Below are 19,198 nucleotides of genomic sequence, written 5' to 3'. Positions count from 1 at the left end.
TTATATACTACTTTGGCTTATTTTGAGATGTAGCAGGCGTAATTGATGATTCGTAATTTGATCAAGAAATAAAACGATTCGTTTTTTTTGTTTGGAATTTACAAATTCAATAAGTTGAAAAAAAGGATTATGAATTAGAACTACGGCTTGGGTATATGATTCTTTATTACCTTTTTGCATTTCCAAAATCCATTTATTACCAATAAATTGAATTTTTTTAATTGATGACCACGGACTTTGATTAACCCAATCAATGTACAATAAAACGAAAATTAGACCCAGCAAAATTAGTTTGATCAATAGATATATGGATGAAAAAAGAATTAAAATAGTTGTAATGAGATATACCACTAAAATCAAACGTAAATAAATTTTTGACTTTCCTGGCTCAATTATTATTTCGGATAATAGTGACAATTTCTTTTAACTCTTTATCTTGAGGATCTTCATGGCCCATTAACCAAGCAAACAGCTCTGGATCAGTACAACTTAATAATGAATTAAAAGCAGCAAGTTCTTGTGTTGATAAATGATCCACTTGATGTTCAAGAAACCGTTGCAAAATAAGGTCTAATTCCAGCATTCCCCGACGGCAATGCCATGCAAGTTTTGCTTTTTCCTTGATATCCAACATGTTAAATCTCTTTGTGATCTTATTACAGACAAATGATACACTACTGTCTTTGTAAACGGAAATCATTAAATTTTCATTTAAAATACATTTCGTATGGTGAGTTTAAAGAATTAGAAAAACTCTTAAGATTTTGATTCGCAGTTATCCATAATATAAAAGTAACTGTTTTTTAGGTAAGAATAATGAGTACGACTTTTACACATTTAATTAATAACAGAGCCTTAACTACCTTTAAAGCCTTGAATAATGAGTTAGAGCTCTTGCCTCAAAAGAATTATTTATTTGATTTATCTTATCTATCTGCTATTGATGTTGAGGGAAATAAAGCCATTGACTTTCTTCAAGGCCAATTAACTTGTGACTTAGGCTCCTTATCTGATATACAAATGATTCAAGGAGCACAGTGCAATCTTAAAGGACGGATCCTCGCTTTGATGGATATTATTAACTGGCAAGGAGTCAAGTTAATACTGCCTGAAGATTTACAAGAAGCGACTATTCATTCATTAAGTAAATATGCTCTATTATCCCGTGTTAGCCTTAAGTCAAACGCCCAATTTAAAATTTTTGGATTTTATCTCCAAAATCAAGAAGATATTATTCCCGATACAGAGTTTTTTCCTAATGCTCTTTATGCACATACATACAATGCCCGCTCTTGTATTTATCATTTAGGCAATGGATTCTATATTTTTCTAGTGCTGGCTGAGCATGCACATGAAATCCAAGATCGTTTTATGAGAAAAGAACAATTTCTTGGTTCTTTAACCTGGCATACTTTAAGGCTATATCAACAACAAATAGAAATTTATCCCGAATCTCGAGGTTTGTTTTTACCACACAGGCTCGATTTGCAAAAAACTCCATACATCAATTTCAATAAGGGTTGCTATAAGGGTCAGGAAATTATTGCACGAATGCACTATAAAGCTACCTTAAAACACCAAATGAAACTTTATGAAATTATGACAGATCAAAAGATCTATTCTGGACAAAAATTATTTGAAAATCCAGAGGGAACAGAACTGGGTCAGTTAGTTGACTTTTCGATTCTGAAGCCTGGGCGGTATTTAATTGCAGTAAGTATATTGAAAGGAAATGAGCAGACGGTATTTCTTGAAGGACATAATCAGTCAATAGAATTGACCAATCCATCAGTTACTTTATCAAATCCACTTACATAATAAAATCTTCTTGTATATACAAAGTTCATGTTGGTTGAGCCAAGGCCCAACCAACATGAACAGACTAATATTATGCTTCTTGCTCAACTAACTCATACGATTGCAACGTAGTTTGCGTCAGATCAAGCAACTCTCTGATTGCAACAAAGAACATCGTATAGTTTAGAACCGAGCTTGCTTTCAGATCTGCTAAAATAAAGCGCCAACGCTGTATTAATGCGCGATGAGACTCTCCCCAAGAAGCAAGACGTGCCTGCAAATCGGGGTTCTCACCGTCATAGTTAATAAGTCCAGCAGTGAGTTGACGCTGTTGCCAATCCAAATCATCTCGTAATGCTTCTCTGGACAAGGATTCCCAATGATTTTCACTCGGATGCATAATAATTTGTTTTCTAATCCATGCAAGATCCAAGAACTCGCCTACTCCAAAATAAATTTCAGCAACCTGAGCGACTTTCATATTTCTCTTATCAGCGATTTCTATAATGTCGGTTGCAGCAAATAAGCCTCGGGTTACAGTCAAATCATGTGCTAATGTTGGTGGAATACCTTCATTAACAAGCCCTTGATACTCCTCATTATATTTTACCCGTCGTTCTTCATTTAAGATTGCTGGTATGGACATCTTCAACTCAACAATTCCTTGCGAGTAGAGTTTTACAACCTCGGAAATATCAACAGTTCTACGCTGACTACGCAAGAACCAACGTGTAATACGTCGCGCCAATCTAGCATAAAGCATCATCATTTCTACTTGCTTTTTAGCACTGATCTTCGTGCCCAATTCCTCAATTTGCTTCCAAACAGATTCTAAATTAAGTACAGAGCGAGTAATGACGTAAGCTCTTACAATCGCTGAAACAGGAGCACCAGTTTCATCCTGTAATCTGTAAATGTAAGTAAAGCCCATCTCATTTACTATAATATTGCTTAACTTGGTTGCTATTATTTCTCTTCTTAGTGGATGAGATTGCATTTGCTTGCTAAATCGCTCTTGCAAAGGCTTGGGAAATGAACTAATTAAAAATTGAGTCATATACCCTTCTTCAGGAACACCAGAGGCCAGAATTTGCTCTTTAAGAATTGTTTTACTGTAACACATTAATACGGCAATACTTGGACGCATCAGGCCTTTACCCATTAATTTGCGTTCCATAATAATCTTATCGTCTGGCAAGTATTCCAGATTACGATCAATTTTTCCGGTTCGTTCTAATTCACTGATATAGCGACTTTGTAGATCCAATGCCTGAAGAGGCTGTGATGCAGATAAACTAATTGCTCGTGTTTGTAAGAAATTGTCACGAAGCACCAATTTACTTACTTCATCAGTCATTTCAATTAACAATTCATTACGTTGTTTTGGAGTTAAATCACCAACTGCAACAATACTGTTAAGAAGAATCTTAATATTTACTTCTTTATCAGAACAATTAACACCACCAGAATTATCAATAAAGTCGGTATAAACCATTCCGCCATTTAATGAGTATTCAACACGTGCCAATTGGGTTAATCCTAAGTTACCGCCCTCACCCACAACTTTGCAACGTAATTGTTTGGCATTGACTCTAGTTGTATCATTGGTTCGGTCACCAACATTAGCGTTTGATTCAGTACTGGCCTTAACATATGTACCAATTCCTGCGCTCCAAAGTAAATCAACTTTGGCTTTTAAAATCGCTTTAATTAACTCATTGGGTTCAATTTCATTCTGTTTAATTCCGAAAACAGCTTGCATTTCCTTACTGACAGGGATGGATTTGGCATTACGATTGAATACACCACCGCCCTTGGAAATAAGTTTTTTATCATAATCAGTCCAATTTGAACGTGGCAAATGGAATAAACGCTCACGCTCTTTGAAACTGGCTTCTGCATCAGGATCAGGATCGACAAAAATATGAATATGGTTAAAGGCCCCAACCAACTTGATGTGTTTTGATAACAACATACCATTACCAAAAACATCTCCAGCCATATCGCCAATACCCACGACAGTAAAATCATTATTTTCAATGTCTATATTCAATTCATAAAAGTGTCGTTTCACTGATTCCCATGCACCTTTGGCCGTAATCCCCATTTTCTTATGGTCATAACCGATTGAGCCACCTGATGCAAAAGCATCTCCCAACCAAAAGCCATACTCTAAAGAAATAGCATTAGCAATATCAGAGAACGTTGCGGTACCTTTATCTGCCGCAACAACAAGGTAGGGATCATCCTCATCATAGCAGACGACATTATTTGGTTTAACTACCTTACCTTCAACATAATTGTCTGTAATATCGAGAAGACCACGAATAAATAATTGATAACAGCCGATCCCTTCAGCCATTATTTCTTCTCGCGTACCGTTTACAGGTAAAAATTTGGGTACAAAACCACCCTTGGCGCCACTAGGAACAATTACTGAGTTCTTGACTTGCTGCGCTTTCATCAAACCAAGTATTTCTGTACGGAAATCCTCTCTTCGATCAGACCAACGTAATCCTCCGCGAGCAACCTTGCCACAACGCAAGTGAACCCCTTCAAATCTTGGAGAATAAACAAAGATTTCAAACATAGGATGTGGTTTTGGCACACCAGGAATAATCTTGCTGTTTAATTTTAGAGAAATATAAGGTTTATGGTGTCCATCTTGATTTACTTGATAAAAATTGGTTCGTAATGTAGCACTAATCGCATGGATGTACTGTCTGATTATTTTATCTTCATCAAGATTCGATACAGTATCGAGATCGTTTAATATTTCAATAGACAAATCAGTGAAACGATCTTCTCTATTGGGATCATCAGCAGGATTACAGCGAATTTCAAATAATTTCACTAACTTTTTAGCAATAGTGACATTATTATTTAACGCCATTTCCATATAGTCTTGGCTAAAAGTAATACCAATTTGCTTGAAATATTTGGCGTAGGTGCGCAATACAGCTACTTCACGCCAATTAAGTCCCGCCGCTAAAACCAACTGATTAAAGCCATCATTTTCAGCTTGACCAAACCAGACTTTGGCAAAAGCATTCTGGAATAATTCTTTTATCTCATCCAGATCAAACTCAATCGGTTTATTATATTGCATGGCAAAATCGTTAATCCAAGCAACTTTACCATCTTCAAATTTTAATGAATAAGGACGCTCACTTATTGCACGTAAACCTAGTTTTTCTAATATTGGTAAAACATCAGATAAAGGTATCGTATTATCATGCTGATAAACTTTTAATCTAAAACTATTTTCTGACTCATCCAATGGTTTATAAAAGTTAATACCCAACGGATGCTCAGATGTGAGTAACTCAATATGCTTAATATCATAAACTGCTGTTCTTGCAGAAAACATATCACAATAGGCAATCGGAAATGCATTTTTATAACGTGCAAAAAGGGTATTGGCTTGTTCCTCTCCATATGTCTCATTTAAATGAGATTGCAAATCGTCTGTCCATGACCGCCCTGCTTCGATTAGTTTTCGTTCAATGTCTTTTAAATCATATTCGAGTGGTATATTCGGATTAATTTTAATAATAAAATGTACTCGTGCTAAAACAGACTCGGTAAATTGAGTTGAATATGTAGTCTCAATAGAATTAAAGCTTTCATCAAGAATGTTTTTCATCGCCATTCTTAATTCGGTATTAATTCTATCTTTAGGTACATATACCAAGCAAGAAACAAATCGACGATAAACGTCAACTCGCGCGAATAGTCGTATACGCTTTCTGTCTTGCATATAAAATATACCCATTGCAATTTCCAGAAGCTCTTCTTCTGTTCCTTGAATCAAATCATCCCGTGGTAGCGTTTCTAGAATATTCAACAAAATTTTACCCGCATGACTGCGTGGATTTAATTTGGAATTTTCCATAATGAGCGCTACCTTACGTCTCAAAAATGGAATTTGTTTTGGGTTAGTATGATAGGCAGCAGAAGTATAAAGTCCAATAATTCTTCGTTCCCCAATTACCTGTCCTTGGGCATTAAATCGTTTAATTCCTATATAATCGGTATACGCATCACGGTGGACACTTGCTAGGGTATTTGTTTTCGAAGTAACTAATATGCGTGGAGATAAGGTAAATTCGCGTGCTTCTGGTGTCATTGCAGAAATACTTCGTGTCATTGATTTAGTAACACTTTCACGCAAAAGTCCCAATCCAGTATTTGGAACCGCTTGTAAAATTGTTTCTTTACCCTTTTCTGCTAATTCATAATCTCTCATTCCTAAAAAGGTAAAATGATGATCTTCAATCCAATGTAAAAATGCTTTAGTTTCTTCTACTTCATCTAAATCGAGTACAGAAGATACTTTATCAATTTCTGATATTGCTTCTCGAACTGAAGCGCGCATTTTTTCCCAATCCTCAAAAACTACTCGGTTGTCTTCAAGAGCGCGCGCGCATCCCTTATGCAATTCTTCAAGCACTTTAGGGTCAGTTTGTCGATCAATTTCAAGAAATATTGGCGCCTCATGAATTACGTCTTTCTCATCTAATATTTGAGCACGAGGTAAAATTTCACAGACTCGATTCATTTTATCTCTTTTAACGCGAATACCCCCCATATGAATCGTTAGATGAGAGGATAGCCCCATTCTATGGATTACCAAACGAATTGAGTCAACCAGAAAAGGCATGTCATCACAAATAACCTCAATTACAGTATGAGTAGTTTGCCATCCATGACGTTCATAATCTGGATTATAGATTCTAATTTTTGTCTCATGAGGAGCTCGTTCACTAATTAAAGACCAAAAATTTACTACAGCACCATAAAGATCATCAATAGTCCATGAACTCAGGTCTTCCATTGCTACAGTACCATACAACTGTTTGGCAAATTCGGCGCAAAACTCAATTTGATCACCACCCATAGAGCTTCTAATTTTATCTACAATGGCTTCAATTAATACATCTTTACCTTCTTCAAATTTATAAGACATTGTTGTTATACCTCGTCGATTTTGCCTCAGCCCTACAGCGAGAATTATTGTTTAAATAAAAATAACCAGCCACTCACACCAAGCCAATAAATAAACTGGTTTAATGAGAGTGGCCAAAAAATCATGTTGAAGCCATTTACGCTTTGAGTAAATGACTGCAAACTTTAATGTTATGAATCACCGATGGCTATGGTTTTAGTGTTAACAAACTCTAAAATACCTTCTTTTGATAACTCACGGCCAAACCCTGATTCTTTTATTCCACCAAATGGTAATCTGGGATCAGAAGCCACAAAAGCATTAACGAAACACGCGCCAGCTTCTATTTCATAAGTAGCTATATGTTCTCCCCTCTCCAAATCGCGAGTAAACACCGCGGCACCTAAACCATATTGGCTTTGATTGGCATAAGCAATGCCTTCTTTTTCATTATTGACTGTAATAATAGCAATAACAGGTCCAAATAACTCTTCATCAAAAGCTGGCATGCCAGGTGTCACATGAGTTAACAAAGTTGGTGGATAATAAAAACCTTTTCCATCGGGAATTATACCACCTAGCAATAATTTAGCACCTTGTTTTAGTGATTTTTCTACTTGAATATGCAAGTTTTCGCGCAAGTCTGAACGCGCTAATGGGCCAAGCTGGGTTTCGGGATTAAGTGGATCCCCCATTTTAAATGCAGAAACTTGCTCAATTATTTTTTGTATCAACTCTTCTTCAATTGATTTTAAAACAATGATGCGCTTGGCAGCAATACAAACTTGGCCTGAATTATTGAGTCTTGAATTAACAATACAACGTGCAGCCAGATCTAAATCAGCATCTTCAAGAACGAGATAAGGATCGCTCCCCCCTAGCTCTAATACTGCTTTCTTTAAAAATTTTCCTGCATGACTTGCAACAGCGCTTCCTGCACGTCCGCTTCCTGTCAAAGTAACCGCAATAACTGAGGGATGCTCTATAATTCTAGCCGCTCCATCATTATCGACAATTAAGTGTTGGAAAACATAATCGGGAAATCCTGCCTCCAGAAATAACTCTTCTATTTTATTGCCAGTTCCAGAAGAGATAGGTGCATGCTTTAAGACAGCAACATTGCCAGCCATGAGCGTAGGAACAGCAAAGCGAAATACCTGCCAAAATGGAAAATTCCAAGGCATGATGGCAAAAACCACCCCAAGTGGTAAATGACATACTTTAGATTTTTTCATATCCGTTTGCACTACTTTGGCAGCAAGGTACTCTTCTGCATGTTCTGCATAATGCTCACATAACCAGGCACATTTATTAATTTCTGCGATACCTGCAGTTATTGGCTTGCCCATTTCATTTGACATTAGATGAGCCAATTCATCTGTTTTTGATTTTAACAGTTGGGCGAGCCGTAGCATTAAAGCTTTTCTTTTGCTAAAAGAGGTTTTTTTCCATTCCAGATATGCTTCATGCGCTTTGTTGAGTTTTTCATTAACTTCTTGCTTGCTCAAGCAATTATAAGTTTTCAGGATCTGTTCTGTTGCGGGATTTACAGTTTGAATTATCATGATGTCTCCATACAGAATAAAGTATATTTAATTAAAGTTACCAACTCTCCTTGCGTACTACTTTTGATTATTGATACTATTTTTATATTTTTAGCTTTTCATTAAAAGCAACATAGTTTAAACCAATATGTTTATACAATTAATAAATATTTCAGAAATCCATCTTTAATAGCACAGCTTTTAATGATTGTTTTCTATTAACACTAGGATTATTAATGAACTTAAGTAAACCGAAATTCCACCCATTACAGTACGTAGCGGCTTGGTTAGTGCATCTCTTTACCGCAAGCGCAGCCTGTATTGGTGTTTTTTCATTAGTAAAAATGTATCAACATGAATACATTTTTGCTTTGTGGCTCATGCTTATTACTGTTGTTATTGATGCAGTGGATGGAAGCCTTGCTCGCTTAGTTAATATTAAGGAAATTTTACCCAAAATAGATGGCGCATTGCTTGATAATATCGTTGATTACTTAAATTACGTTATAACTCCATGCTTTTTCTTGCTTGTGAAGCCCGGTATGCTTCCGCCTACCTATTCAGTTTTGTTAATTGCGGCGGTTTCAATAACTTCTGCTTATCAATTTTGTCAGTCTGATGCAAAAACCCCAGACCATTTTTTTAAAGGATTTCCATGTTATTGGAACGTTACTATTTTATATATGTTTATCTTTAATACTACTGCCACAACAAATGCCATTATATTAACAATCCTTTCTATACTTATTTTTGTACCTGTAAAATACGTATATCCCTCAAGACTCGACTATTTAACTGAATCCAGGATATTAAAAGTGCTTATGCATGTTTGTTCTATTATCTATGCTATTAGTTCAGTTTGTTTGCTCATTAGTTATCCGAATACAAACATCATTTTCCTTACACTTTCATTAGCTTATGTTGGAATGTACATATTTTTAAGTTTTTACAGAACTTATTATCCTATGATTAAAGCTAAAATTGCTGCGCAAAAAGAATAGGTCCTATTTTTTTGCTGTGGGATAGACTTTGTATTTTTTATGATTAAAATAACCCACAAAGTTTACTTATTGAGGTATTTATGTCTGTGTTCCACAAAATTAATAAATCGATTATTTTCTCTGCTGTTCTAATTAGCGCGGCACAAGCTCAAGTTGCAAGTACCTTCCCAAGAGGATGCGAGGTTACAGGTTTCGGCTATAGTCAAAATTATCTGATTTTAAATGAAACAGGAAAGCAGTCTTATTATTTAATACAAAATCATTCTGATTCTAAAATCGAAATGGAACGTGTAAATACTGAAGAAGTATTTATGAGCCCCCCTTTGCATGCTACATTCGAACCAATGAGTTGGGGTGCATTTGCTTCTGATGTTAGGAACTTAAATTTTAAATGTTATAAACACGTTGATGAAAATACTACTCTTGTGGACTGTCGTAGTGTATTAGAAGTATGTGAATATCCAAGAGTTAAGTTCGCTCTAAGTAACATGGGAAATTATTGGATTTCATTTAACAAATCCCAAGGTGAAATTATCCAAGAATCAGTGGCGAAAGGAATTTACTTAAAATGGTGATGCGTGGCTAAAAATACATATATTTTGTTGGGATGCATTGGCTCACTTATTATATTGAGTGGCCTTTTGAAGTTTTTCGGAACTTCACCTCCTCATTTTTATTCTCAACTTTATTATTTCATTGGCGGTGTTGCCTTGCTCATAACCGCCATTCATTTTAAGTTGTTTTTTTTTATAGCCCTACAATTAATACTTATTGCTGGACACGCCGCAATTCTATTAGGTAGTGGCCCTTATACCCAGTTTTTCTTGCCTATATTAATGTGCTGTCAACTCCTCACATTCTATTTAATGTTTGGCAAAGAAAATAGTGTGTTTTTAATATTGGGAGTGTTTGGTATTGCTTTGCTTTCTATGGGTTTTGCCTACAATGATAAATGGATATTTTTTTCAGGGAGCACATTTATCGCGATATATGCTTACTATAACGCGTATAAAGGATTATATCCTTCTTATATTTGGGCGTTTTTGAATACAGCGATTGCATTGCTTGCTCTTTACCGAATACTTTTCGTATAAAATAAACAAATCGATGCGTAACTTTAGGAAAACCTGGGTTACGCGATACGTTTTACCCAGGCTACAAGATAGATTAACTTACTTGGCAGGAACAATCTCAACGTGCAATTTGGCAATAACATCACTGTGAACATGTACTTCAACAACGAAATTACCGATTGAATGAAGAGGTCCCTCTGGCATTACAATTTCACGCTTGACTATATCGATACCTTTATCTACCAAAGCATCTTTAATTTCATTAACACCAACGGAACCGTACAATTTGCCTTCGTCACTCGCCATAGCATTAATAATTATAGTAGTATCATTCAACTTGGCGGCACGCTGCTCAGCAACAGCAAAAGACTGCTGGGCTTTTTTCTCAAGCTCAACGCGGCGCTGTTCAAATAACTCAATATTTTTTGGTGTAGCAAAAACCGCTTTATTTTGTGGTATCAAGAAATTACGACCATAACCTGATTTTACATTTACTCTATCACCCAGGTTACCTAAATTTCTCACTTTTTCTAATAAGATAACTTCCATCTTAATAACCCCTTAAATTGACTCGCCGACCCTTGAAGGGAAATACGATCTAAAATTAACTAAACTATCTAATAAACCAAGGATGATGTAGGTACATAATACAAAAGTTGGTTTCACTAATATTAATAACATCAATAAAATAAATACCTTCACTTGTCTTTTTTGAGAAAAGATAAAATAAACCAATCCAAATCCAGAAGCCAAAAAATAACAAAGCATAATTGGAAGCACATTCAAAGCCAAAGGGATCTCATAAAAAGTTGCCAATGAAACTCCCATGAAAACTAAAAATGAAAGTCTACCACTACGAAATAACATTAGCTCATTCCTGAAACCACCAGGTAAAAATAATCTTGCTTGAATTGCTCGCGCGAACATCAAGGAAATTGTTGCGGAAACAATCACACTTAATATCTGAATTCCGAAGAATAACTGCGCTAAAATTACTGAGTTTATGCCATTAAGAGTGGGATCAACTAAGTCCTGGTATTGTGTCAAAATTAATTTAAACAGCCTAAATTGTTCGACAATAAAACCAGGGGCTAAAAGTTGAATGAGTAAGCATCCCAAAAAGGCCAGTATAAAAAACACTCCCGCGGCCACCTGCCATTTTTCAGTATTTCGCAGGCTCAATGCTGCAAAGTAACATGGAAGATAAGCGATTAGAGTATTAATCAGTGCTCCGGACAATGGAATTAACATCATCAATGGAACAGAATGAATAACAAGTGCAGGCAATAAAATATCAAAACCAGATCGAGCACCTTTTCTTAAGGTCACTAAACACACTAAAGCGACTGAAAGCCAAGATGCAAAGGGTAATACTGAAAAAATTGCAGCAAAAACAATTGATTGCTGTTTACTTTCAAGCATTACCTTACATTGTTTTATTATAAAATTGCCTGCTCGCATCATTATTATTTATCTGTGGCTATCACAATATGGCAACAGGCCAAGAAATCTGGCTTGCATAATTGCTCTAGCTAATTGTCTTTGAAAACGGGTTTGAGTACCAGTAATACGACTTGGCACAATTTTACCAGTTTCAGAAATATAGTTTTTCAGTAAATTGATATCTTTATAATCAATTTCATTGCCGCCTTCAGCACTGAAACGGCACATTTTTTTTCTACGAAAATAAGCTGACATAATAAAACTCCTCTTAAGCAGATCTGGTTTCTTTTTCTTTCTTCATCAAAACTGATTCAGTCGTGATCGCTTGTTTTTGACGAGTGATTAAATTTCTGATAATTGCATCATTAAATTTAAATGCATTTTTAATTTCTTCCAGAGCTTCAAGGCTACACTCAATGTTCATAAGAATGTAATGTGCTTTATGTACATCACAAATTGGATAAGCTAACTGGCGACGACCCAAATCTTCTTTACGGTGGATGACCCCATTGTGCTTGCTTATGATCCCTTCATAGCGCTCTACCATTGCTGGCACTTGTTCGCTTTGATCCGGGTGCACAAGAAACATAATTTCATAATGTCTCATGATTTCTCCTTATGGATAATAGCCTCCTGTTATCTGAAATAACAGTAAGGCAAGGTTTAAAAAAAGCTGCTAATTATAACCATTTTGGTCGCATCATACAATTCTCAATCAATTAAAAATAATTAAATTATGATGCGAGGCAAATAAAACTCTCTAATAAAATTTTTTTTACTAATTTTGTATTAATTTTTAGTGACAAATATCTATGAATTAGGTTACCGTGCATAAAAAGTAAATGTCATTGATTTATAATCAACTTATTTGAAAGTACAGAGGTTTTTAATGGATATAATTTCTCTTCAATTTGAAGAACCTTTAATGATTCATATTGGTGATACTGCTGTTAAAATCTTAGCTTTTAAAACACAGGAGCATGGAAATATAAAATTTGGTGTAGATGCTCCCAGGTCAGTTAATGTGCATAGAGAAGAGATCTTTCATGCCATTAAACAAAAGCAGCTATTAGAAACAGTTGAATAATTCGTCTGAAATGTATCAAGTGTCATCGCGTTCAATTATTATCCTTTCTGGTTTAGTCCTGGCTTTATCATCTATTGTTTTTTCAATAAATCATTTTTTTTATAAATATCCTAGTAATAACTATTTTCCTGAGGGTATCCCGTTTCTAGCTCTAGTATTAATTCTTATAAATCTTGGGCTCGTTCTCTATTTCCCCAAGGGGGACAAACTCAGGCAAGTCGGAAGAGAACTGATTTATTTTTTTTTAGTGATGTGTTTAATCGCCATCGCAACAAATGCAGTGCAATTAACTCCATTCCCAATTATTGATCCCTTAATTAACACGATCGAAGAACATATGGATATCCATATGGAAGCGATATTAGCCTGGACTCACAATCATCCTCAGTTCAAATATATACTCGGTGTAATTTATGATAGTCTCACCTATCAAATGAGCATTTTGCCCTTACTGGTCATTTTCACCTGTCGATTTCATTTAATCAGAGAATATTATTTTTATATGTTGAGTACTGTTTTAATTGGTTTTGCATTTTATTATTTTTTCCCTACTACTGCTCCCGCGAGTATTATCAATAGCCCTTTTTTTTCTCCTGAGCAAATCGATACAGGCCTTAAGTTCAAACAAATTCATCATTACATTAATCCAACTACAAATGAAGGTGGGTTAATAGCACTTCCTTCTTTTCACGCGATTTGGGCAATATTATGTGTGAATCTTCTTAGAGAATGGCCAATTCCTTGCATTCTATTATTTATAATTAATCTTTTGCTTATTGCATCTTGTGTTTTATTAGGATGGCATTACTTAATCGATATCATAGGGGGCTTTATTGTTTTGCTTTTAAGCTACTATTCTTTGAAATACAGTAGTATTAGAGCAGCAAAGCGAACATCAGGGATCAGATGAAAGATTGTTTAAAATTCTAACTTTTCTCGGCTCAACTCAAGTTAACTGGACTAAACAATAATTTAAATTTTTCGGACTATGCCTGTTGGATAATTAAGTTCATTTTGAATTACTTTACTGTGGCCTAAATTGGAAATATTATGGCCTTTTAATAATTTATCCAGTGCTGATTGCAGCGTCATACCCTTTTGTTCACTTAAAATAGGATGTACTTGAACGACCCATGTGCCATCCTGTTTACCAATTTTTACTGGTTCATTAATCACCCTTACTGGGGTTCCTATTGGAACCATTCGAAATAAATACTCAATATCATCAGGAAACATACGAAGACATCCCGCGCTGACACGCGAGCCAATTCCATTGAGTCTGTTGGTACCATGTATAAGGAATGTTGGCCATCCCAGGCGCAAGGCGTACTGACCTAAGGGATTATATGGCCCAGAAGGAAATTCATCAGGAAGAAAATCACCATTTTTCTCTGCTTCGACACGAAGTCGTTCTGTTGGTCGCCACTTAGGATTTGCTTCTTTGGCTACAATTTTGGTTATTCCCAAAGGCGTACTCCATCCCTTTCGGCCAATGCCAACTGGAAAAGTAATTACCACATTCTCATTCTCAGGAAAATAATACAGTCTATATTCTGCTAAATTGATTACAATTCCCTTTCGAGGAACATTAGGCAAAATATACTGTGCAGGAATTACAAGCCGAGAATTAGCAATTAAAGATTGTCTGGCATCGATTTGCGGGTTTGCTCTGACGAGCTCATAATACCCAACATCAAAACGTCTGCCTATCTCATCAATTGTTTCATTTGCCTCAGCTAACGCATATTGAATCTCTCCAACAACATTACCCGTCACTGGTAAAACTAAAGTTGCCGCATGGGAAATAAACACGCAAAAAATTTGTATGAACATAAAAAAAAGTAAATTTTGCTTGTTTAAGATCATTTGTAATGAATATCCCATGTTGGAACGTAACCTCAAGGCTTGGGTGAAGTGAAACAGCACTTCAATTATATTATGGCAAAATGTAGTTCCCGCGAAGACGGGAACCCATTTCTAGCGAGCATTGTGCTACTTTTGAGAATAAATTCCCGCCTTCGCGGGAATGACAAAAATCATTAACTTAATAACAGCTGCCTATACCTGAGCTTCAACATAGTTTCATAAAAAAGTAGAATCAAAATTATAAACTTTCATCTACCTTAAAACGCTCACCATACTTGGATTCCAAGGTCTTAAATAAATTTTCCAGATTATTTGTTCCGAAATCCTTTGCATAATTCATTGGACCACCACGAAATGGAGCAAAACCTGTAGCAAAAATCATACCTGCGTCAAGTAAATCAGCGTCAGCTACAACGCCCTCTCGCAAACAGGCAGCCGACTCATTTACCATTCTCAGAATTAATCGATCAGCAATATGCGGGTTAATTGGTGTACTGGGTTGTCTTTTAACTGCCTTACCATTTTTGTACTGGTAAAATCCTTGACCTGTTTTACGACCAAGTTTACCCTCTTTAACCATATCACGAAGTTTTTGTGGCACAGTCCCACCAAAATGCCCCGTTAAATTTTCAGCAACAGCAAGACCAACATCTAATCCTACTGTGTCTGCAAGTTCTACAGGCCCCATAAACATACCAAAAGATAAGGCTGCTTCATCAATCGTTTCAGCACTATATCCTTCATCCAGTAATTGGACACACTCCATAAGATAAGGCATCAACACTCGATTTACTAAAAATCCTGGGCTGGATTTAACAGGTAACGGCAGTTTGCCAATTTGATTGACAAAAGCACAGGAATCGAGTTCAACTGTCTTGGAGGTTTTTGCACTACTAACTACTTCAACCAAGTCCATTTTTGCAACTGGATTAAAGAAATGAATACCAACCAGACGATTCGGATTACTCATGACACTACTCATTTCATCCAAGGGAATACTGGATGTATTCGTGGCAATGATGGCATTTTTTTTAGCAAGTTTTTCAACCTTTTTCATAATTTCTTGCTTAACTGCAAGATTTTCGAAAACAGCTTCAATAATTACATCTGCACGTGCAATACCATGACCTTCAGGATCAGGGATTAAATTATCCATTGCAGCTTGTATAAGTCGAGGCTTACGTAATTTTTTCTTATACAAAGTATGAGCGCGACCAATTGCTGGAGCAATTTGAGCATAAGTTTGATCTTGCAAAGTTACCCGCAAACCACGTAGAGCACACCAAGCAGCAATATCGCCTCCCATTACACCCGCACCTATAACGTGTACGTGGGTTGCCTTAAAATCGCTACCTTTTGCAAAACCTTTCAAACGTTCACGCAAGGAAAAAGCGCGGATCAAATTTTTTGAAGTAATTCCAGTAGATACCAAATGTTCTACGGAATCTATTTCTTTCAAGTATGCCCTATCGCCCATACCACCTTCTTTTTCCCACAGATCAATAATGGCATAAGGCGCTGGGTAATGTTCTATTCGTACTCGTTTGGCAACGTTACGGCGCATTAAAGCAGCAATAGGTTTCCTCATCCAAGAGCTATTTGTTAATCCATGTATGAATGAAGGTTTATGTTTTGGTGGCTTGTTTTTTATAAAATAAACAGCAGCTCGCTTTAACTGGCGAATCGGGACCACGTCATCAATCATGCCTAAACTTTTGGCTTTTACAGCAGGCACTGCACTTCCAGTCAAAATGATTTGTGATAAGGCATGAAAACCACCAATCAATTGGGGTAATCGCACAGACCCTCCCCAGCCTGGATGTATGCCCAACATCACTTCAGGCAAACCGATACGGGAATCCTTTTCATCACTGGCAACTCGATAAGTGCAGGCTAGAGCCAATTCATAACCACCGCCCATGCAGAAACCATCTATCATAGCCACGCTGGGAATTGTTAGCGCCTGTAGACGAGCAAATACCGCTTGTCCTTTTCGTAAAAAATCCACCGCTTGTGCTGGGGTTTCAAATTTTGAGAACGCATTCACATCCGCACCCGCGATAAAACCTTTTTCTTTAGCTGAATAAATAATCAGACCTATAGCATTTTTATCTTGTGATATTTCATGCAGAAGACTGTTAAGCTCGTCTAATACCTCTTCATTGATGCTATTTACAGACGTATCTTTTCTATCCAGTCCTAACCACAGAATATTGTCGCTATCTCTTTTCAAGTCCCAATGTTTGTAATTATTCATGTCCTTTCACCTCAGTCACTCGTTCAAGATACATAGCCCCGCCCTGTCCTCCACCAATACAGATAGAAGCCATACCCCGCGACTCATTTCTTTGTTCCAATGATTTTAAAACGTGTAATACGATACGTGCACCACTTGCACCTATAGGATGCCCTGCTGCAATTGCACCACCATCACGATTAAGTTTTTCTAATGAAGGGCCACCTAATGCTTTTTCCAAACCTAAGTGAGTGCGGCAATAATTCTCATCATTCCAGGCAGCGACACAACCCAAAACTTGCGCTGCAAATGCTTCATTAATTTCCCAGCAATCGATGTCTTCAGATTTTAATTTCTGTCTTTGTAAAATAGGGGTTACCGCATGCACAGGGCCAAGTCCCATTTGTGATGGGTCAAGTGCTGACCATTGTGAGTCCACTATTCTAGCTAGGATCTTTAAACCATATTTCTTAACCGCATCTGCACTAGCTAGTAATAACAAACAAGCACCATCCGTTATTTGCGAGCTATTTCCAGCCGTTACCATACCGTATTTTTTATCAAAGAATGGCTTTAATTTTGCTAATTTTTCGACAGTTGAATCTGCTCGTAGTCCATCATCTTGAGAATAAACACGTCCTTTATAATCAATAATTGGTGATACTTCTGTCATTCTATTTTCGCTATAAGCTGTTGCCAGCTTTAAATGGCTTTGGTTCGCAAATTCATCCATTTGCTCACGAGTTAAGTTAAAACGGTAAGCAACTTTTTCTGCTGTTTGCCCCATGTTCATACCAACAATGGGATCAGTAAGTCCGCGTAGCAAAGCAATAACAGGAGCAAGATAAGCAGGTCTAAATTGAGTGATTAGTCCTAATTTTTGGCTGAAACTCTTAGATCCATACCAACTAGCTAACCAGGAGGCCATTTTTTGATTAAATAATAAAGGAGCATGGCTCATAGAATCGGTACCACCGGCAAGCACCAAGTCACTACGACCGCTTGCAATTTGCATTGCTGCATTATCCAGAGCTTGCATTCCGGAGGCACAATTTCTCATTACTGTAAACGCAGGTACTTTATCACCGCATCCCAAGCGCAAGGAAACCACTCGAGCAATATTTGCCTCATCTGGACTAGGCATAGCACAGCCAATAATCACTTCATCCAACTCAGTTGGAGCAAAAGGTTGTCGATTTAATAATGTCGTACCTGCCGCTACCGCCAAATCAGATCCAGAAAAAGGACCTATTCCTTTGGCCTTGAGAAATGGTGTTCGATTTCCATCAACTATATACACGTCTCGACCATGTAAATTCGACTTCTGTTTCATCGATCCTCCTTATATTAAAATTGGGTCGCAGTCCTGCAATGATGTTTTGTTAAAAGAACAGTTACTCCAAAGCTCAATAAATAACGACATCCCTCTTGTAAGTAACAAAAAAGACCTAAATCTTTTAACTTCACGCCATTAGTCGTCACTGAAATTGGCTTTGATTTATGAATGATAAAGATTAGCAGTAATCATAAAAATATGGAAATTTTATAAAGCATTATATAAAAAAATAATTATCCTAACTTCTTGAAAAATTGAGTACTATCCAGTTGTGCAAGTAACTCACCCTTTATTGATTAATTATTGCTCACTATGAAGCATATAAAGACTTTAGCACGCTTTAAAATTTAATTTATAAAGAAGAGATATTGACGGCTTCAAAATACCTGATATACTCCGCAACCATTGATTGGAGAGATGGCCGAGTGGTCGAAGGCGCTCCCCTGCTAAGGGAGTATGGGAGAAATCCCATCGAGGGTTCGAATCCCTCTCTCTCCGCCAGTCAACGCGCCCGTAGCTCAGTTGGATAGAGTATCTGGCTACGAACCAGGGGGTCGGAGGTTCGAATCCTTCCGGGCGCGCCATTTTTCATAAAATCAACAAAAAGCAAAGAATCACTCCGAGATTTAGCCAAGGCATCTAATGTCATTGGCCCGGAAGTGTTCGAACCGAAAGAGTTGGATCTTCCCCATTTCCGGGGGCACTAATCAATAACACAAAACTTGGGCTCTTCCCCAAATCAGGGGGCACTAATCAAGAACACAAAACTTTAACCCTTAACCTATAATTTTCAAAATTTCTGGCTCTTCCCGGCTCTTCCCCAAATCAGGGGGCACTAATAAAGAACACAAAACTTTAACCCTTAAC

The 19,198-nt window shown here is 36.8% G+C and carries 17 protein-coding genes and 2 tRNA genes; 8 read left to right on the top strand and 11 right to left on the bottom strand.

Annotated features, from left to right (window positions below; genetic code table 11):
* Together ELY20_RS16990 and ELY20_RS08560 are read right to left on the bottom strand one after the other, a co-directional pair.
* A complete protein-coding gene (locus tag ELY20_RS16990; RefSeq protein WP_233590533.1) occupies window positions 1–180 on the bottom strand; it encodes a hypothetical protein in 180 nt (59 codons plus the stop codon).
* A gap of 208 nt (window positions 181–388) precedes the next feature.
* Entirely contained in the window at window positions 389–634 is a 246-nt protein-coding gene (locus tag ELY20_RS08560; RefSeq protein WP_110143035.1) for an FAD assembly factor SdhE, read from the bottom strand.
* Between the two features lie 182 nt (window positions 635–816).
* Here ELY20_RS08560 and ygfZ point away from each other — a divergent pair, with 182 nt between their 5' ends.
* Window positions 817–1,818 carry a CAF17-like 4Fe-4S cluster assembly/insertion protein YgfZ gene (gene ygfZ, locus ELY20_RS08555; RefSeq protein ID WP_110143036.1) on the top strand — a complete coding sequence of 334 codons (1,002 nt, stop codon included), beginning with the start codon at window positions 817–819 and terminating at the stop codon, window positions 1,816–1,818.
* 70 nt (window positions 1,819–1,888) lie between these two features.
* Here ygfZ and ELY20_RS08550 read toward each other — a convergent pair whose 3' ends face one another.
* Together ELY20_RS08550 and ELY20_RS08545 are read right to left on the bottom strand one after the other, a co-directional pair.
* Window positions 1,889–6,766 carry an NAD-glutamate dehydrogenase gene (locus ELY20_RS08550; RefSeq protein WP_110143037.1) on the bottom strand — a complete coding sequence of 1,626 codons (4,878 nt, stop codon included), beginning with the start codon at window positions 6,764–6,766 and terminating at the stop codon, window positions 1,889–1,891.
* Between the two features lie 170 nt (window positions 6,767–6,936).
* Complete coding sequence (locus ELY20_RS08545) at window positions 6,937–8,310, bottom strand: NAD-dependent succinate-semialdehyde dehydrogenase (RefSeq protein WP_110143038.1); 1,374 nt, start codon at window positions 8,308–8,310, stop codon at window positions 6,937–6,939.
* Window positions 8,311–8,525: 215 nt separating this feature from the next.
* Here ELY20_RS08545 and pcsA point away from each other — a divergent pair, with 215 nt between their 5' ends.
* From pcsA to ELY20_RS08530, 3 genes are all read left to right on the top strand, one after another.
* Complete coding sequence (gene pcsA / locus ELY20_RS08540) at window positions 8,526–9,290, top strand: phosphatidylcholine synthase (protein ID WP_110143039.1); 765 nt, start codon at window positions 8,526–8,528, stop codon at window positions 9,288–9,290.
* A gap of 80 nt (window positions 9,291–9,370) precedes the next feature.
* Complete coding sequence (locus ELY20_RS08535) at window positions 9,371–9,865, top strand: enhanced entry protein EnhB (RefSeq protein WP_110143040.1); 495 nt, start codon at window positions 9,371–9,373, stop codon at window positions 9,863–9,865.
* Window positions 9,866–9,868: 3 nt separating this feature from the next.
* Window positions 9,869–10,384, top strand: a complete 516-nt coding sequence (locus tag ELY20_RS08530) for a hypothetical protein (RefSeq protein WP_110143041.1) — start codon at window positions 9,869–9,871, stop codon at window positions 10,382–10,384.
* Between the two features lie 78 nt (window positions 10,385–10,462).
* On the opposite strand, the gene rplI is transcribed toward ELY20_RS08530, so the two are convergent.
* The 4 genes from rplI to rpsF are packed head-to-tail and all read right to left on the bottom strand — an operon-like array spanning window position 10,463 to window position 12,413.
* Window positions 10,463–10,912 carry a 50S ribosomal protein L9 gene (gene rplI / locus ELY20_RS08525; RefSeq protein WP_110143042.1) on the bottom strand — a complete coding sequence of 150 codons (450 nt, stop codon included), beginning with the start codon at window positions 10,910–10,912 and terminating at the stop codon, window positions 10,463–10,465.
* 12 nt (window positions 10,913–10,924) lie between these two features.
* Entirely contained in the window at window positions 10,925–11,827 is a 903-nt protein-coding gene (locus tag ELY20_RS08520; protein WP_199739247.1) for a hypothetical protein, read from the bottom strand.
* Between the two features lie 6 nt (window positions 11,828–11,833).
* Window positions 11,834–12,061 (bottom strand): 30S ribosomal protein S18, encoded by a 228-nt coding sequence (gene rpsR / locus ELY20_RS08515; RefSeq protein ID WP_058469456.1) that lies wholly within the window; start codon window positions 12,059–12,061, stop codon window positions 11,834–11,836.
* Window positions 12,062–12,074: 13 nt separating this feature from the next.
* Window positions 12,075–12,413 carry a 30S ribosomal protein S6 gene (gene rpsF / locus ELY20_RS08510; RefSeq protein ID WP_058469455.1) on the bottom strand — a complete coding sequence of 113 codons (339 nt, stop codon included), beginning with the start codon at window positions 12,411–12,413 and terminating at the stop codon, window positions 12,075–12,077.
* A gap of 282 nt (window positions 12,414–12,695) precedes the next feature.
* Here rpsF and ELY20_RS08505 point away from each other — a divergent pair, with 282 nt between their 5' ends.
* Window positions 12,696–12,893: a carbon storage regulator gene (locus ELY20_RS08505; RefSeq protein WP_058469454.1), complete on the top strand. Its 198-nt coding sequence runs from the start codon at window positions 12,696–12,698 to the stop codon at window positions 12,891–12,893.
* 10 nt (window positions 12,894–12,903) lie between these two features.
* Entirely contained in the window at window positions 12,904–13,803 is a 900-nt protein-coding gene (locus ELY20_RS08500) for a phosphatase PAP2 family protein (protein WP_110143047.1), read from the top strand.
* Window positions 13,804–13,865: 62 nt separating this feature from the next.
* On the opposite strand, the gene ELY20_RS08495 is transcribed toward ELY20_RS08500, so the two are convergent.
* The 3 genes from ELY20_RS08495 to ELY20_RS08485 form a co-directional block, all read right to left on the bottom strand.
* A complete protein-coding gene (locus ELY20_RS08495; protein WP_233590532.1) occupies window positions 13,866–14,777 on the bottom strand; it encodes a L,D-transpeptidase family protein in 912 nt (303 codons plus the stop codon).
* Between the two features lie 220 nt (window positions 14,778–14,997).
* Window positions 14,998–17,016 (bottom strand): 3-hydroxyacyl-CoA dehydrogenase NAD-binding domain-containing protein, encoded by a 2,019-nt coding sequence (locus ELY20_RS08490; protein ID WP_110143043.1) that lies wholly within the window; start codon window positions 17,014–17,016, stop codon window positions 14,998–15,000.
* Window positions 17,009–18,328: an acetyl-CoA C-acetyltransferase gene (locus ELY20_RS08485; RefSeq protein WP_110143044.1), complete on the bottom strand. Its 1,320-nt coding sequence runs from the start codon at window positions 18,326–18,328 to the stop codon at window positions 17,009–17,011. Before ELY20_RS08485 ends, ELY20_RS08490 begins: the two co-directional genes overlap by 8 nt.
* Window positions 18,329–18,742: 414 nt before the next feature.
* Between ELY20_RS08485 and ELY20_RS08480 the strand changes: the two genes are divergently transcribed.
* Together ELY20_RS08480 and ELY20_RS08475 are read left to right on the top strand one after the other, a co-directional pair.
* A tRNA-Ser gene (locus tag ELY20_RS08480) sits at window positions 18,743–18,832 on the top strand.
* A gap of 6 nt (window positions 18,833–18,838) precedes the next feature.
* Window positions 18,839–18,915, top strand: a tRNA-Arg gene (locus tag ELY20_RS08475).
* The last annotated feature ends 283 nt before the right edge of the window (window positions 18,916–19,198 follow it).

Source organism: Legionella qingyii (assembly GCF_003990155.1).
GTDB classification, from domain to species: Bacteria; Pseudomonadota; Gammaproteobacteria; order Legionellales; family Legionellaceae; genus Legionella; species Legionella qingyii.
This window is presented reverse-complemented; position numbering and strand designations above follow the sequence as displayed.

Bases quoted from the DNA above. Each gene is read 5' to 3' on its own strand.
- ygfZ (WP_110143036.1), top strand. From the start codon at position 817: ATGAGTACGACTTTTACACATTTAATTAATAACAGAGCCTTAACTACC.
- ELY20_RS08545 (WP_110143038.1), bottom strand. From the start codon at position 8,310: ATGATAATTCAAACTGTAAATCCCGCAACAGAACAGATCCTGAAAACT.
- rplI (WP_110143042.1), bottom strand. From the start codon at position 10,912: ATGGAAGTTATCTTATTAGAAAAAGTGAGAAATTTAGGTAACCTGGGT.
- ELY20_RS08520 (WP_199739247.1), bottom strand. From the start codon at position 11,827: ATGATGCGAGCAGGCAATTTTATAATAAAACAATGTAAGGTAATGCTT.
- pcsA (WP_110143039.1), top strand. From the start codon at position 8,526: ATGAACTTAAGTAAACCGAAATTCCACCCATTACAGTACGTAGCGGCT.
- ELY20_RS08485 (WP_110143044.1), bottom strand. From the start codon at position 18,328: ATGAAACAGAAGTCGAATTTACATGGTCGAGACGTGTATATAGTTGAT.
- ELY20_RS08550 (WP_110143037.1), bottom strand. From the start codon at position 6,766: ATGTCTTATAAATTTGAAGAAGGTAAAGATGTATTAATTGAAGCCATT.
- rpsR (WP_058469456.1), bottom strand. From the start codon at position 12,061: ATGTCAGCTTATTTTCGTAGAAAAAAAATGTGCCGTTTCAGTGCTGAA.
- ELY20_RS08505 (WP_058469454.1), top strand. From the start codon at position 12,696: ATGGATATAATTTCTCTTCAATTTGAAGAACCTTTAATGATTCATATT.
- ELY20_RS08535 (WP_110143040.1), top strand. From the start codon at position 9,371: ATGTCTGTGTTCCACAAAATTAATAAATCGATTATTTTCTCTGCTGTT.
- ELY20_RS08495 (WP_233590532.1), bottom strand. From the start codon at position 14,777: ATGGGATATTCATTACAAATGATCTTAAACAAGCAAAATTTACTTTTT.
- ELY20_RS08560 (WP_110143035.1), bottom strand. From the start codon at position 634: ATGTTGGATATCAAGGAAAAAGCAAAACTTGCATGGCATTGCCGTCGG.
- ELY20_RS16990 (WP_233590533.1), bottom strand. From the start codon at position 180: ATGCAAAAAGGTAATAAAGAATCATATACCCAAGCCGTAGTTCTAATT.
- rpsF (WP_058469455.1), bottom strand. From the start codon at position 12,413: ATGAGACATTATGAAATTATGTTTCTTGTGCACCCGGATCAAAGCGAA.
- ELY20_RS08500 (WP_110143047.1), top strand. From the start codon at position 12,904: ATGTATCAAGTGTCATCGCGTTCAATTATTATCCTTTCTGGTTTAGTC.
- ELY20_RS08490 (WP_110143043.1), bottom strand. From the start codon at position 17,016: ATGAATAATTACAAACATTGGGACTTGAAAAGAGATAGCGACAATATT.